15 protein-coding genes and 1 pseudogene are annotated in these 14915 nt (G+C 34.2%); 8 read left to right on the forward strand and 8 right to left on the reverse strand.

Going from position 1 to position 14915, the window contains the following annotated elements:
- Positions 1-15: 15 nt before the first annotated feature.
- Positions 16-429 carry an ATP-binding protein gene (locus K4L44_02510; protein QZE14752.1) on the reverse strand — a complete coding sequence of 138 codons (414 nt, stop codon included), beginning with the start codon at positions 427-429 and terminating at the stop codon, positions 16-18.
- Between the two features lie 12 nt (positions 430-441).
- Complete coding sequence (locus K4L44_02515; protein QZE14753.1) at positions 442-840, reverse strand: hypothetical protein; 399 nt, start codon at positions 838-840, stop codon at positions 442-444.
- Between the two features lie 520 nt (positions 841-1360).
- On the opposite strand from K4L44_02515, the gene K4L44_02520 reads away from it, so the two are divergent.
- From K4L44_02520 to K4L44_02555, 8 genes are all read left to right on the forward strand, one after another.
- Positions 1361-2935, forward strand: a complete 1575-nt coding sequence (locus K4L44_02520; protein ID QZE14754.1) for a peptide chain release factor 3 — start codon at positions 1361-1363, stop codon at positions 2933-2935.
- A 100-nt stretch (positions 2936-3035) separates the two neighbouring features.
- Positions 3036-4346, forward strand: a complete 1311-nt coding sequence (locus K4L44_02525; GenBank protein ID QZE14755.1) for an MFS transporter — start codon at positions 3036-3038, stop codon at positions 4344-4346.
- Positions 4347-5433: 1087 nt separating this feature from the next.
- Entirely contained in the window at positions 5434-5805 is a 372-nt protein-coding gene (locus tag K4L44_02530; GenBank protein QZE14756.1) for a PadR family transcriptional regulator, read from the forward strand.
- A gap of 13 nt (positions 5806-5818) precedes the next feature.
- A complete protein-coding gene (locus tag K4L44_02535) occupies positions 5819-6202 on the forward strand; it encodes a hypothetical protein (GenBank protein QZE14757.1) in 384 nt (127 codons plus the stop codon).
- Between the two features lie 261 nt (positions 6203-6463).
- Positions 6464-6901, forward strand: coding sequence for a hypothetical protein (locus K4L44_02540; GenBank protein ID QZE14758.1), 438 nt, complete (start codon positions 6464-6466; stop codon positions 6899-6901).
- Positions 6844-7455: an IS630 family transposase gene (locus K4L44_02545; protein QZE15939.1), complete on the forward strand. Its 612-nt coding sequence runs from the start codon at positions 6844-6846 to the stop codon at positions 7453-7455. Before K4L44_02540 ends, K4L44_02545 begins: the two co-directional genes overlap by 58 nt.
- Before the next feature lie 78 nt (positions 7456-7533).
- The gene (locus tag K4L44_02550; GenBank protein QZE14759.1) at positions 7534-7878 is read left to right on the forward strand and encodes a DUF2141 domain-containing protein; all 345 of its coding nucleotides are present in this window, start codon (positions 7534-7536) and stop codon (positions 7876-7878) included.
- A gap of 194 nt (positions 7879-8072) precedes the next feature.
- Complete coding sequence (locus K4L44_02555; GenBank protein QZE14760.1) at positions 8073-8633, forward strand: UbiX family flavin prenyltransferase; 561 nt, start codon at positions 8073-8075, stop codon at positions 8631-8633.
- A 140-nt stretch (positions 8634-8773) separates the two neighbouring features.
- Here K4L44_02555 and K4L44_02560 read toward each other — a convergent pair whose 3' ends face one another.
- The 6 genes and pseudogenes from K4L44_02560 to K4L44_02585 form a co-directional block, all read right to left on the reverse strand.
- Positions 8774-9388 carry a hypothetical protein gene (locus tag K4L44_02560; protein QZE14761.1) on the reverse strand — a complete coding sequence of 205 codons (615 nt, stop codon included), beginning with the start codon at positions 9386-9388 and terminating at the stop codon, positions 8774-8776.
- 255 nt (positions 9389-9643) lie between these two features.
- Positions 9644-10525 (reverse strand): annotated as a pseudogene (locus tag K4L44_02565) (transposase).
- Positions 10526-10634: 109 nt separating this feature from the next.
- Complete coding sequence (locus tag K4L44_02570) at positions 10635-10817, reverse strand: hypothetical protein (protein ID QZE14762.1); 183 nt, start codon at positions 10815-10817, stop codon at positions 10635-10637.
- A 233-nt stretch (positions 10818-11050) separates the two neighbouring features.
- Positions 11051-11590, reverse strand: coding sequence for a hypothetical protein (locus K4L44_02575; GenBank protein ID QZE14763.1), 540 nt, complete (start codon positions 11588-11590; stop codon positions 11051-11053).
- 429 nt (positions 11591-12019) lie between these two features.
- Positions 12020-13156: an ISAs1 family transposase gene (locus K4L44_02580; protein QZE14764.1), complete on the reverse strand. Its 1137-nt coding sequence runs from the start codon at positions 13154-13156 to the stop codon at positions 12020-12022.
- A gap of 200 nt (positions 13157-13356) precedes the next feature.
- Positions 13357-14583, reverse strand: coding sequence for an S-adenosylmethionine:tRNA ribosyltransferase-isomerase (locus tag K4L44_02585; protein ID QZE14765.1), 1227 nt, complete (start codon positions 14581-14583; stop codon positions 13357-13359).
- Positions 14584-14915 lie beyond the last annotated feature (332 nt).

Here is a 14915-nt window from a genome sequence, read left to right on the forward strand (position 1 = left end):
ATCTTTGATTTTATCTTACGGAATATTGTAGATCAATGTCACAACAGTCCCTTCATTCAGCTTGGTATCTATAGTCATACCGTCGCTATTTCGCTTCATATTTGGAAGTCCCATACCTGCACCAAACCCCATCTCTCTTACCTTCTCTGATGCAGTAGAGAATCCCTCTTTCATTGCCTGATCAATAGAGGCAATACCTGGTCCTTGATCCTTAAAGATTGTAGTGATTTTTTCTGATGTGATCTCTACAGAGATCTTCCCTTGGTATGCATGGGCAATAATATTAACCTCTGCCTCATAGTTGGCTATGGACATCTTTCGAATAAAAGAGGGAGGAAGGTGAAGCTTCTGCATGATCTTTTTTATCTCAATAGAGACAAAGCCTGCATGTGTAAAATCTCCCCCATTTACTTCAAATTGATATTTCATATCTTCTTATCGTTAATATATTGCCTTCAGCCCTCGCTTATAGAGCATGCCACAAACTTTGAACATCGTATGTTCAGATCTAATTATATTTATATCTAACTCCTTTGCGATGTCAATCAAAGTGTGATCAATCACTTTATTTCGAACAAAAATGACACAATGGATCTCCGCAATATGTGCGGTTCGAATTGTCTGAGTCGTTATCAATCCTGTAATAAGAACGGTTTGAGGTATATCTGTTGTAAGTAGATCACTCATTAGATCACTGCAAAAACCATATCGAAACACCTCTTTTTTGTTTGTATTATGAAGAATCGTGCCAATAGAATCTGCCAAGGAATGGAGATTCAGGGGAGGCACTTCTTTCGAAATGGATTGTTCTATTTTATGTCTCTCTTTTTGATATTCCATCTCAATAATTTATGTTTGTAGGATAGTATTCTAAATAAGATCTTATTCGTTATGTTATTTACAAATAGTTTGATTGTTTCCTAATGTATTAAATGTAAGTATATTCCGTGTTGTTTGCTATGATGAATGTCATCTGCCTTTCGCTACAATGTTATTTTTATTTAGAATAAGTAACATTCATTCACTAATAGATTTTTATGTGTTCATATGTTTGCTATCGAGGCCCAGCTTTCCTTTAGCCTCTTTTTTAGAAGAGTGATTTTAACGTATGGATAAAAAGTCTGATGTGTGAGTATAAGACGATGCTTTTGCGATGAGGTGTCTTTTTAATGTTCAGTGTATAACGGAGTGATGATTTTTGGTTAATTAATACGATACTTTCGAATGATAAATAGTAAAAAGTGTATTTTTTAATGGTTTGAGCGTAAAAAAGTTAATTTCTTAACACCCCAATCTCGATATTAATTTTATTCGAGGGATCTATTTTGTACTTTTGTGCCCAAAATAAGTATCGTACGTAATGGGTTTACAAGAAGAGATAAATAGGAGACGGACATTTGCCATTGTCAGTCACCCCGATGCCGGAAAAACCACGTTGACAGAGAAATTACTACTTTTTGGTGGTGCTATCCGTGTCGCAGGAGCCGTTAAGAATAATAAAATTAAGCAGGGAGCTGCTTCCGATTTCATGGAGATTGAGCGTCAGAGGGGTATCTCTGTTGCCACTTCCGTAATGGGATTTGAGTACGAAGGATATAAAGTGAATATTCTGGATACTCCAGGTCACCAGGATTTCCAAGAGGATACTTTCCGTACTTTGACTGCTGTAGATAGTGTTATTATTGTGATTGATGCAGCCAAAGGGGTGGAGCCTCAAACGGAGAGACTGATGAAAGTTTGTCGTATGAGAAAGACTCCTGTAATGGTCTATATCAATAAGATGGACCGTCCTACTGGCGATATGTTTGATCTATTAGATGAAATTGAAGATCAATTGAAGATTAAAACACGTCCTTTGAGTTGGCCAATTAACTCTGGTTCTGATTTTAAAGGGGTATATAATATCTATGATTCTAGTCTTCGTCTTTTCGATCCTAGTATTACAGAGATCGAAGATGCGGTGGAGATCGATGATTTGAGTACTAGCAAACTGGATGAATTAATAGGAAATGATGCGGATACGCTTCGTGAAGAGGTGGAACTTATTGAAGGGGTATTCCCTGAGTTCGATCACGATGCCTATCTCGATGGAGATGTTGCTCCTGTTTTCTTTGGTAGTGCACTATATAATTTCGGAGTACAAGAGCTTTTGGACTCTTTTGTTCGTATTGCTCCTTCTCCAACAAAGAAAGATGCTGAAGAGCGTGTGGTAATGGCCAATGAATCGAAATTCACGGGTTTCATATTTAAAATTCATGCCAATATCGACCCGAATCATCGTAGCCGTATTGCCTTTGTGAAGATCTGTAGTGGTAAGTTCGAAAGAAATAAGAACTATCGCCACATGCGTCTTGCAAAGAACTTTAAGTTCTCTTCTCCTACAGCCTTTATGGCATCCAAGAAGGAGACTATTGAAGAAGCTTATCCAGGCGATATTGTTGGTATCCCAGATACAGGTAATTTTGTAATTGGTGATACGCTGACTGAAGGTGAGAACCTTCATTATAAAGGAATGCCATCCTTCTCTCCTGAGATGTTTCGTTATATTGAGAATGCCGATCCGATGAAAGCAAAACAGCTTGCTAAGGGGGTGGATCAGTTGATGGAAGAGGGGGTTGCCCAGCTTTTTACAAACCAATTTAATGGTCGTAAGATCATCGGTTGTGTTGGTCAACTTCAGTTCGAAGTCATTGAGTATCGTCTACAACATGAATATGGTGCGAAGTGTCGCTTTGAATCACTACCAATGTACAAAGCTTGTTGGATCGAAGCCGATGATCCTGCTGTAATTGCTGATTTCAAGAAGCGTAAATATCAAAAGATGGCTGTAGACAAACAGGGAAGAGATGTTTTTATGGCAGACTCAAATTTCCTTCTACAGATGGCTCAGACCGATTTTAAAGATATTCGATTCCATTTTACATCTGAGTTCTAATTTTACTCTTTTAGTAATACAATATCATATGACTACCCATGAAGATGACAACATCTTGTGGGTAGTTTTGTTTAAGACTTGACAAACACTCTTTTTCTCTATGCTTTCAATCAAAAATATTCGTTTTACTGACCCTCGAAAATGGCCTTTTTTTTATGGTTGGGTCATCATGGTGATGACTACTTTAGGGCTATTTGTTAGTATTCCTGGACAGACGATGGCAGTATCTGCTTTTACTGACTCTTTAATCGATGCGCTTAACATCTCTAGAAATCAGTTGAGCACGACTTATATGATTGGAACCATTACTTCTGCGTTCTTATTAAAACGTGCTGGACTATGGTATGATAGGTATGGTGCCAAGGTTGTTATGTTCTTGGCTACATTGACCATGTCGTTTGCAATGTTGGGGATGGCAAACCTAGTCCCTCTCTCCAATGTGTTTGCAGAAAACCTTTTTCATCTTTTTAGTGCAAAAACATGGAGCATGATCTTGTTAAGCCTTTTCTTCTTCTTGGCTAGGCTTAATGGACAAGGTATTATGAGTATGGTGGCACGTAATATGCTCATGAAATGGTTTTTTAGAAAGAGAGGGTTTGCTAATGGTATAAGTAGTATGGTTGCCAATGCATTGTTTGCGATGGCCACTGTAATATTAGCTTATTTCGTCTCTAAGTACCAGTGGGATGTAACATATTGTATTCTAGCAGTGATCTTATTTGTCGCCTCTATTCTGTTTTTAGGCACTTATGAGGACAATCCTGAAAGTTTTGGTCTTCTACCTGATGGAAAAAAATATGAGACACAAAGTGTGAAGAAAGAAAAATCAACGGGTAGAGATTTCACCTACAATCAAGCAATACGTACCCGTGCTTTTTGGTCTGTTACTCTGATAACAGCCTTCTTTGGTTGTTTTGTGACAGGATTTACTTTTCATATATTCTCCATCTTTAGGGATGCGAATATACCATGGGAGAGAGGCCAAGATGTTTTTATCTATTCTGCAATTCTTTCTACTCTTCTCTCCTTTGGTGGCAGTGTAATCAGTGATCACATTAAAACGAAGTATCTTGTTTTGTTGGCAGCCGTAGGGGGATTAATGTGTGGGATCGGATTGGCCTTTGTATCCAATCCTATGTTTTTTATTATATTAATTGTTGGATATGGTACCATTGGAGGACTATTTGGCGTATTACTCACAGTGGCACATCCTGGTTATTTTGGTAAAAAGCATTTAGGAGCAATTACAGGAAGGAATATGTCACTGATTATTTTTGGTAGTGCTGTCTCTCCTCTACTATTTAGCCTATCCAAAACTTATTTCGATTCCTATCTGCCAGTTTCACTGATCTTTGCCTCGCTTGCACTTCTTATATTCTTATTTACATTGACTGTGAAAGAGCCTCAATAATTTATTAAACTCTAGTGTTATTTCCTTCGATGAAGGGAAACGACACAGTATACGCTTCATAACCACTCCGTCCCATCTTTGTGGAATTATTTCAATGGAAGATGGAGGGAGGGTACTTTCGCAACGTGAGATTCGATTTATATCTAAGAAGGATCCCTTTTGGTCAGGAAGTAACTGGTACAAGCTACTTGAAAGTCCTTATAGAGCGTTTTCGTCTCCTGCTTAAGAGAGATGCATGCCAATTGTAATGCTACAACAGCTCCCTATTTAAGGCAGAAGATATTTTGATCTCTCTCTGCGACTCCTACATTTCAACAGCAATTAATGTGGACAGCGGAAGTCGTTCTCCATACTTTTATTTACTATTATCATTTATTTACACACTTTTCTAGACAGTGTCGCCGACAGACTCGAATAATATTTTGGAATGGGATTGAATCGAATTTCATACCTGTTTGATAGTATTTTTGTTCATGGTTTACTAATGGTTTACACATGCTTCATCCACCAAATCGATGGAGAATCGATGGACAAACCATGGACAAACCATGGACAAACCATGGACAAAGTACCTAGGAATCCCCTATGAAGTAGTATGGTGATCGAGTTTAGAAACATTTTCCAAATCTTGTTGACGTGTTCTTTACCACTGAAATAAAAGAGTTGCTCCTATTGGTTTAGATATTATTCTGCGATGTTTAAGAATAAAAAACGCTTATTACTTGAAAGAAAAAAGGCTATAAGTCTATCATGTAGGTCGTTTGTTTCATGGAATAAAAGCATTTCTGAATAAAATTTACCATTCTTTCAAATTGATAGAAGAATTAATTTTTACTTTAAAATGATCCTTGATGATTTATTTGTTTGTGGGGTGGTAGTTTTTGTAATGTGCATATTTTGAGGGTTTTGTATTGTGTTTCTTTTCGGTTTGCTTCTAATCGATTCAACATCTATTTATGGGTATTGTTCTACTTGTTTAATACAAGTGGTGATGTTTTTACGAGATTGCTTGTTTTTATAATTCACAATTGCCATCTTTCTATTATACAAGTTGAATAGTATTAGTTGAATTTTATCTGAAATAATAATGGAAGAAGATAAAGAAACGACACAGTTGTTAGAGGCTTGGGAAGAGACGTATAAGAAGGGACAGTTAACTTTATGGATATTTCTCGCCTTGAAAGATGGAGCTAAATATGTCGATGAGATCCGAGATTTTGTAGTTCGTATCACTGAGGGAACCATGCGTTGTGAAGAGCAGAGTCTTTATAGAACATTGAGAAAGTATCGTCATATTGACGTAGTTGATTTTGAAACAAGAAAAGGAAATAAAGGGCCTGACCGAAAGTATTATTTTTTAACCAAAACAGGACAAGTGTTATTGTCTAGATTTTTGAAGAGGAATATATACCTATTTTTAAATGAAGATATTAAAACATTGATAACGAAGGAGGCATAATCTATATTTTGCAGTGACTATTGCTTTTGCATCGATACTATTTGATTACACGTTTTATCGAGATATTACCTGGGAAAGTCGTTTTCTTACCGTTTTTACCCCTTTTGTGTATGCCGCAATCTGTTTTACTTCTGGATGGTTTTTCGGTTTTAGAAGTCGTAGAGACATCCCTATTTGGGATCTAGGATTAAGATCTCATGCCATTACCTTTATTGTTTGTAACCTGACACACGAACTGATGTTGGGTACGATATTAGGGCTCCCAAAAAGTTTTCTTGTAATACAACACAAGACCTTATTAAGTTGGAGTATCATATTGACCATACATATCATCTTGTATTTTGTTTTTCGTGGTCATAGTATCAAAGGACTCAAACGCAATGAGATTTTTGATTAATATTGCATAAACCATATGTGAATCGTCGGGGAGGAGTATTGCTTGTTCCCGATTGTATATGTTACTTTTTAGAAACAAAGAGAAGATTTATTTTGTCTCTTTGTTACCCGAATTTGCAATTGTCTTGATCTAATAAAGATTGAAGAGAAAGTGAATTTTTGGGAAATATCTGATCTAACAATGAAAAATAGAGCTAAGTAAGTCCACATAATTACAGATAGTTTTTTTTCATGATTAAAATAGATGTTGTTTCTTTGAGACATGCGATATATAAAGTTAACACAGGATGCAGTTCTAAAACTAACTGCTCTATATGAACATTCAGACAACAAGGTGGAAAGAATGCGTTCACATTGCCTATTACTGTCCAATAGTCACTATTCTATGGTTGATATTTCAAGGATAATGGGAATATCTGTCATTACAGTATCACGTCTATTTGACAAGTGGTTAGAATATAATTTTGATGCACTTAGGATTAAACAAGGAAGAGGAGCAAAGTGTAAATTAGCTGGATTCGATGATATAATCAAAGATTTAGTAAAAACAAATAATCGTAATCTATCTTATATACTTCATCATTTGAAAGAACATTATAATCTTACCATTTCAAAAGAGACTTTAATACGTTTTTTAAAAAGATCGGGTATGTATGGAAACGAGTCCGGCGATCACTCAAGACAAAACGGAATGATATAGACTTCCAACTAAAGCAACATCAACTAACAGAATTACGTAAGTGTGAGGATTCAGGATACTTAGATTTATATTTCGTTGATGAAAGTCACTTTAGTCTAACTCCTTATGTTCCATATGCATGGCAGGACAAGAAGAGTCAAATATTACTTCCGTCATCAAGAAGTAAAGCTCTTAATGTTATAGGAGCAATGAATCGTAAAAATGAGATATTTTATGAAGTACATGAAACAACAATTAATAGTGATATTTTGATCTCATTTATAGATAAGTTATGTAATCAGATAACAAAGAAAACAATACTAGTCCTTGATAATGCGCCTATTCATAGATCCAAAAAATTTAAAGCAAAAATAGAAGAATGGAATGCTTTAGATCTTTATATCTATTTTATTCCTCCATATTCTCCAGAACTTAATATCATAGAAATACTTTGGAAACACATCAAATACTTTTGGCTTGAGTTTAAAGCATATGAAAGCTACAATTCTCTGAAAAAATGTCTATTGGAAACACTAGGAGCATTTGGTTTAGAACATACCATTAATTTTGCATGAGTACTTATAACAAAAAGATTTGTTCTTTTCGTGTGTATGATGTTGTGTGTATGCGTTTCTTTTGGTAAGACTTTAACTTTGAAAGTGACTGGATTTAAACAGTATTTAGAAAAATTATATATTACGTTTTATAACGATTCAGAAACCTTTATGAAGAAGAAAGTAGCAAGTTATGCCGTCGCAGTAGATGGTGCCACTGTTACGCTTGAGATTTCGTCGGATGACCTGCCTTTAGGTACTTATGCTATATGTATGTTTCATGATGAAAATGGCAATAAAAAGTTAGATAGTGGACTCTTTGGTATCCCTACCGAGAGCTATGGTTTTAGTAATAATGCAAAAGGATTTGCAGGACCTCCTAGCTATAAACAGTGTAAGTTCCAATTTAAAGACAATCAAACTATAGAGATCAAATTAGATTGAGACGAGCAAATTTTGTCTAAATTCAGTGTCTTTATCCAACCAAAGTAGGGATAGTTTTGTTGATTTATAAATATCTTGCAAGACTTAAGTATCCCTGATTGTAATAGCTGTAAATTTTATTTCATGTCATAATCTTATCTTTAGTGGAATAGCATAGCAAGTAATTTATGAGGGACATTAAAACGATGAATTGTATGAAAATAGTGGTTGCAATAACTGGTGCTACCGGAGCACCTTTAGCATATAAAGTATTGAGCCTGTTGAAAGAGCAAAGAGTGGAGGTACATCTTATTATTTCAGATTGGGCAGAGAAGACAATATCCATCGAAAGTGATAAAAGTGTGGCAGATTTCAAAGCCCTTTCGGATGTGGTTTATACCTATGATAATATGGCCGCATCTATTTCGAGTGGTTCTTTTCTAGTGGATGCGATGATAATTGTTCCATGCAGTATGAAAACACTTGCATCCATCAGTCATGGTTTGGCAGATAATCTAATTTCACGAGCTGCCGATGTGATGATCAAAGAGGGAAGAGACCTTGTATTGTCTGTCAGAGAGACTCCTTTGAGTGCCATTCATCTTCGGAATATGTTGAGTTTGGCAGAGTTAGGCGTAAAGATCTGTCCTCCAATGCCCGCTTTCTACAACCAGCCACAGAATATCGACGATATTCTGACCCATAGTGCAGTGAAGATTTTAGATCTTTTAAAGATATACTCGCCAAAAGCGAAAAGGTGGGGAACTAGATCTTGATTATGATAATAAATTTGGACATATTCTGTAGTCTAAATCGTTGAGAGAATACTTTGATTTCAATTGTATCACCTGTAAATTAAGATATTAAAAATAAGGATTGTTCGAACAGCTTTCTTGTTTTTATTGATTATGGAAAATTATTGTTTTGTCAAAAAAATATCTTTGTCTCTTGCAATCTTTTTGTGCTCTTGATTCAATATCTCTATCAGTTTTTTATTTTCAGGATTTTTATGAACTGCTTTATACGCATGTATAAAGCGAGGATAGTTGCGATAAATGATTTCAATTTCGGTAGTCCCTGATATCATCCATAATAGTGATCCAACGATGAGTCCTAGAACTGATTTTCTTAAAATATTTGACTTGATATACTTTCTTTGTCTAACCATAAGTGTGATTTCATATATGATTACACCACAAAGTATGACTATCCCAGAATCTAAAATACGATCATAAGTTGCTAAAAGAATATGTTCTCGAAGTAACATAATAATATGTTTTCCACATCCGATATATGTACAGAAAAGACCAAAGCCGACTATTAATGACTTTGTTTTAATTCTTGATTTATACGATTGATCTTTGTTAAATGTATCTATAGCCTTAAATTGGTATAGACTCCAAATTAGATAGAAAACACCAAGCAATATTAAGGTTGTACCTATAATAATATCATTATTCTTAATAAGTGATAATCGAAGAGTAATAGATATACCATATGATACCCATAAAAGCTTTTCAATTTTTTTCATTTTAGTTGTAAATTAAGTTTAATGCTAATATAATAGTAAGGGTTAAATTATATATACAAAACTGCTTCTTTTTGTTAAATGTGTTTTATGGATAACATTATGATTACATTGGGGTTGTTTTATTACAGAAAACTATTTTTGCCTAAGTACTATTTTTATAAGATCATTCTCATGATTATATTTGAGCATAAAATAAGAGTAAATGATATTTGAGATAATAGTAAGAAACAGGGATCAATCCATATATTAGGTGGACTAAGCATATATTTTAGTCAAACGATATAAGAAAAACGGTGTATCTGTTATTCCTCTTTGTGTATCTGTAAAAGCTTTTATTTTTGCATTAAATGATTCAGCAGAAGCATTAGTACTTCTATTATCAAAGAAATTTAATATTTCAGGATAGTGACTATTAATTGTATTTGAGACCTTGTTATAAGTTATTAATTCTGAGATTTCAACTTCATTAAAGCCCCCTAGCAAGTTTTGTATATGCAACACCTTTCTCTTGTGTTTGAGAAAATATCATTCTTAATTTATGAGTTAGATTATATGCTTTCTTAATATCTGGATACAATGAAAAAAGTACCTTAGCTCTTAGAGTTTGATTTTCTCCCCATTTGTCTTTAGACTTGAATAACAAGTAACGATTTCTTGCAAAAGAATGTTTAAGGGTATCTCCATTAGAAAGTAGTTCTGGTGTGTACTTTCCTCCTTTTTCTTTGACAAATTTTATCGCATTGTTTTCTTCATAGATGGCATCCTATCGGTATTTTATCCGAATCTCTTGCAATGCATCATAGGCTAGTTTCTGCACATGAAAATGATCGATAACTTTACTTGCTTTGGGGAAACAGCTTTGAACTATCTTCCCCATAGCACCAGTCATATCTAAAGTAATCTCTGTTACACACTCTCTTTCTTCTAATGGGATTTTATTAAGTATCTCAATAATAGACTTTGACTCTGTATCTTCAACAATTGCAACGATGCTTCCTTTTTCACCTCTTTATTTGTAAGAATTGTATACAACTCTCCATTTGAAAGACTCGTTTCATCTAGGTTTAAGTATTCACCTATATTCCCAGGAAATGAAAGCCACTTGTCTGCATGTTCTTTTTGTTCCCAACTACGAAATGTAAGCGGTAACTTTGTATGTACACTTTTTTGTAATTAAGGATGTACAAAATAATCCCCCGTCTTTATGTGACCAAACAATTAAAGATGAGGGAAGAAAACAAAAACGTTAAAACCCTTTAGAGCTTAGTTTTGCATGAATATATTCCTCTGGATTGTCATTCTTTTCATCTAGGTATATATCAGCTTTTGAGGAACCACTTTCGATATTAATTACATCAAATTTTTTAAATATCTCCTTGGGTAATATTAGCTCAATGAGTATCGATAGTTGGGCATCTGGTGTATTCATAATGACGCCAAAATTGTAAATAATTTTATTTTATCAATTTGACGAGTCTATATTAAAAAATGCCTGATACCAAAAGAGCCTATTCCCTGTATTTTCTATGAACAAGTCCTAATCTTACCTTGCAATGATAAAGAGAGTGCTTTTTTATTGTTTCAGAAAGTATAGTCTCTTCAGTATCCTTTGATTGTGGTAATTATAATGATACTTACATTTAAGTTATATATTCAACTTTTTCAATATACGAAACATAAAAGAGCTGTAAGTGTAATACAAAATGTAGTTGTTCCTGCACATACCCATTTTAGTCTTCGTTTTCTACATTCTTTTTGGTATCCGTTTATGTAGGATTGTTTTCTGAGATTGTCTTTTTGCTTTGTGGCTTGTAATAATTCTAAATTAAACAATGGCTTTGGATTATATTTAATGATTCCTGTGTATGCAATTAAAGGAGCAACTGGAGCATAAGGAGATGCAATGATAAATGCAGTCAAAGGAGTGAAATATCCTAATAAAAATGGACCAAGCTTTTTATTCTGGTATTTCTTTGCCCCTTGCATACCTTCAAAGAATAGGTTGCAGTAACGTTCAACTTTTAAAGAATCTATTGTTTGTTTGCTTTGGATATAATAATTTGGGATTTTTATCTTGATGTCTTTATATCTTACTTTTGTTATTTTAGTCTTATTTTTTAGTATCTCAAAACTATTAGACTTTGTATTTTGTTGTGCAAAGACACTACTGCAAAGCAGTGTAAAAAAAATTACTAATTTCATGTTTTTTTATAAAAATATTGTTAATAACCGACAAATGCAAACATATGTTAATTATTGTTTAATAGATCTTGTTCATGAATTGTTGAAATAATAAAAGGTCGATTAGTCAAATTATATTTGGATTTGCAAAAACAGATATAAATACTCATGCAAAATTAATGGTATGTTCTAAACCAAATGCTCCTAGTGTTTCCAATAGACATTTTTTCAGAGAATTGTAGCTTTCATATGCTTTGAACTCAAGCCAAAAGTATTTGATGTGTTTCCAAAGTATTTCTATGATATTAAGTTTTGGGTAACTACTCAGCTTCATTTATAGTTTAGCCTCCATTCGCTAAAGAATGGAGGTTCAGAAAATATATAATGTGTAAATTATTTTATTGCCAACCAGGGAAATTGCATTTATAACTTGTTGGATATTAGATAGAATTAACAAGTCTGTGAACGAGCGATAAGCTTTTCTCTATATTCATCGACATATATGGCTCTATTTTTCTTCCATTTCAATGTTTTTTTGTTCTCCGTATCCAACTTTAAGATGTTAAGAGCCATTTTACAAAGCATATTCATATTTTCAGCTGCATGATCTTTTTTTCGCTGCTGTTTATCTTCATTGAAGCTTACATCGAGTGTCCAATGAAGATTATTTTCGATTGCCCAATGTGAACGTATAAGTTTATTAAACCTCTCAGCTGTTGTATCTAAAGAGGATATGTAATACCTCACATCACTTCGTTCTTTATTTGTTGAAGATTCTAATGTCTGGGTTGTTATTCTAATTAAACTATGGATACCTCTCCATTTGGTCAACACAGGAGCATCTTCAAAGTCATTTATTACATCACAAATACGAGTTTCAATTCTTCCATGACCAAAGTCTTCTGTTATATTAGAATCACAAACAATATCTGTATTAAACTGAATATCAAGCTCCTCTTTAGTTTTCTTCTGATTGCCTTTTACTTGTAGAATATAGTCACCTTCTTTTTCTAGTATTTTATTTGCAATTTCAGTTTGACAGCCCATTGCATCTGTTGTAACAACCATGCCTTTGATAGTAATAAGATCTAACAATTCTGGAATGGCTGTTATTTCATTACTCTTTTTATTGGTGGTAACCTGTCCTAAACATAAACCATTATCTGAGGCAAAGGCAGAGACAACATGAATTGCATTCTTCTTTGCATTAGCAGATCCCTTAATGGTCTTTCCATCAATACCTATTACTTGATTAGATGTAAGCTTTGTTAAGCTTGAAGACCACTTGATAAAACACTCGTTAAAGAGAGAAGAATCTAAATGTCTAAATACTCGACCAATGGTATCGTGTGATGGAATCCCTGATGCGTACGGATAAAATTTTCTGAGCCAATCGATTTTAAGCTCTCCAAATTGTGCAATATCTTCATTGGTTTTAAAACCACTTAATATAGCTGACAATGAAAGAAATAGAACTTCTATAAGTGGGTACATAAAATTGCCTTTTTGTATTCTTCGAGGATCTTCTAATGGAAGGAAATAAAGAGCAAACTTATTATCATAATTATTTACTATTGCTTCACTCATGTTTTTTTTAGAAAGGGACATCTCCCTTGAATAATAATACAGAATGTGAAAGGCAGAATATGCCATAACTAATGTAGCAAAGATAACAATATTTATTAATTACTTAAATGTAATTTCCCTGTAAAAAAGAAGCTATTTTCATGATTGAATGAATAGCTCCTTTTTATGTTTTATTTATATATGTAATATACAAATGCCAACTACTTTAAGTATAGGTTGCTGTCTCCATAACTTAAGAAACGATAGTCATTATCAAGTGCATGTTGATATATTTCTCTCCAAGTTTCACCTAAGAAGGCAGAGATCAACAGTAACAGCGTACTCTGAGGTTGGTGGAAGTTGGTGAACATTCCTCTGACAATACGATATTCATAGCCTGGGGCAATGATAATCTGCGTACTAGAACGTATCTCTTCTATATCATTCAAATCCATCCAAGCAATTAACGCATCCATCGCTTGTTCGACAGTAATGGCTTGCTTATCTCCATAAGCTTCCCATTGGGTAACATGCAAATCTTCTAATGGTGTATTTTGGTCATGATATACCTTCATCCCCATCCAATAAAGAGATTCTAATGTACGAATCGATGTGGTGCCTACGGCAATGACAGCGTGTGCATGTTTTTTTAGATTCTCTAAAAATTCTCTTTTCACCTCAATTTTTTCAGTATGCATCTCATGCCCGCCAATGGTATCACTCTTCACTGGTTGGAAAGTTCCAGCACCCACATGAAGCGTCACTTCGTCTGTATCAATTCCTGCGTCGTGGAGTTGTTCAATGACCTCCTTTGTAAAGTGAAGTCCTGCAGTAGGAGCAGCCACAGATCCTTTTATTTTAGAATAGACTGTTTGATATGTTTTCAAATCACTCTCTTCTGTATCTCTATGAAGATATGGAGGAATAGGAATGTTACCCGAAGCTTCAAGAACTTGAGAGAAGGTATACTCTTTATCCCAAGAGAAATGTATCTCTCTTGCATTGCCAACAACATCTCCTTTGGACGCCTTCAGTTGAATCGTTTCACCATCAGCCATCTCTACAGGCAGAGTCAATTCTCCCTCTTTCCATTTCTTGGCATTACCTACAATACACTTCCATGAACAGGCAGATGTTTGTCCAAAAGATTGTAAGTAGTCTACAGGATTAAGAGGCTCAAGACAAAAGATCTCAATCTTTGCACCCGTTGATTTATGAAAAAATAGTCTCGCACGAATTACTCGAGTATTATTGAAGACCAACAAGCTCCCTTTTGGAACAAGTTGTGCGACTTCCATAAACTTTCGATCCTCTATCTTGTCTTGATAATAAAACATCAACTTTGAATCGCTTCTATTTTCCAATGGATACTTCGCGATTCTCTCATCAGGAAGCGGATAGTTATACTGATCCATTGATATTTCCTGAACACCTATATCTTTTGTCATGATTTTCTGCTATCACTTAATTATTTCTTGGGTACAAAAATAGAAAAGAAAGATGTAAAATCAGTCAATTAATTCAATGGACTGTTTTAGAAGCAATCCAAGTAGATTGTAAATAGAGTGTAAAGCGTCATACTTCAATTAATAAAGAATCATTTCGACAAACACTATTTTGTTTTTTTATTGTATTTAACATTATTTTACACATTGTATTACAAATAACAAATGCGTTCGTCGATGCTTGAGGTCTGAGAACTGAAAGATATTGCAAAGAGGTTCTCTTATAACTCATCGAAATAATAACAAATTAGATCGTATATTTTTATTAAATTGAA

The sequence above is a fragment of the Prolixibacteraceae bacterium genome (genome assembly GCA_019720755.1).
Lineage (GTDB): Bacteria > Bacteroidota > Bacteroidia > Bacteroidales > Prolixibacteraceae > Halosquirtibacter > Halosquirtibacter laminarini.

Coding starts and splice junctions, on each gene's coding strand:
- K4L44_02510 (QZE14752.1), bottom strand. CDS start 429: ATGAAATATCAATTTGAAGTAAATGGGGGAGATTTTACACATGCAGGC.
- K4L44_02515 (QZE14753.1), bottom strand. CDS start 840: ATGGAATATCAAAAAGAGAGACATAAAATAGAACAATCCATTTCGAAA.
- K4L44_02520 (QZE14754.1), top strand. CDS start 1,361: ATGGGTTTACAAGAAGAGATAAATAGGAGACGGACATTTGCCATTGTC.
- K4L44_02525 (QZE14755.1), top strand. CDS start 3,036: ATGCTTTCAATCAAAAATATTCGTTTTACTGACCCTCGAAAATGGCCT.
- K4L44_02530 (QZE14756.1), top strand. CDS start 5,434: ATGGAAGAAGATAAAGAAACGACACAGTTGTTAGAGGCTTGGGAAGAG.
- K4L44_02540 (QZE14758.1), top strand. CDS start 6,464: ATGCGATATATAAAGTTAACACAGGATGCAGTTCTAAAACTAACTGCT.
- K4L44_02555 (QZE14760.1), top strand. CDS start 8,073: ATGAAAATAGTGGTTGCAATAACTGGTGCTACCGGAGCACCTTTAGCA.
- K4L44_02560 (QZE14761.1), bottom strand. CDS start 9,388: ATGAAAAAAATTGAAAAGCTTTTATGGGTATCATATGGTATATCTATT.
- K4L44_02570 (QZE14762.1), bottom strand. CDS start 10,817: ATGAATACACCAGATGCCCAACTATCGATACTCATTGAGCTAATATTA.
- K4L44_02575 (QZE14763.1), bottom strand. CDS start 11,590: ATGAAATTAGTAATTTTTTTTACACTGCTTTGCAGTAGTGTCTTTGCA.
- K4L44_02580 (QZE14764.1), bottom strand. CDS start 13,156: ATGAGTGAAGCAATAGTAAATAATTATGATAATAAGTTTGCTCTTTAT.
- K4L44_02585 (QZE14765.1), bottom strand. CDS start 14,583: ATGACAAAAGATATAGGTGTTCAGGAAATATCAATGGATCAGTATAAC.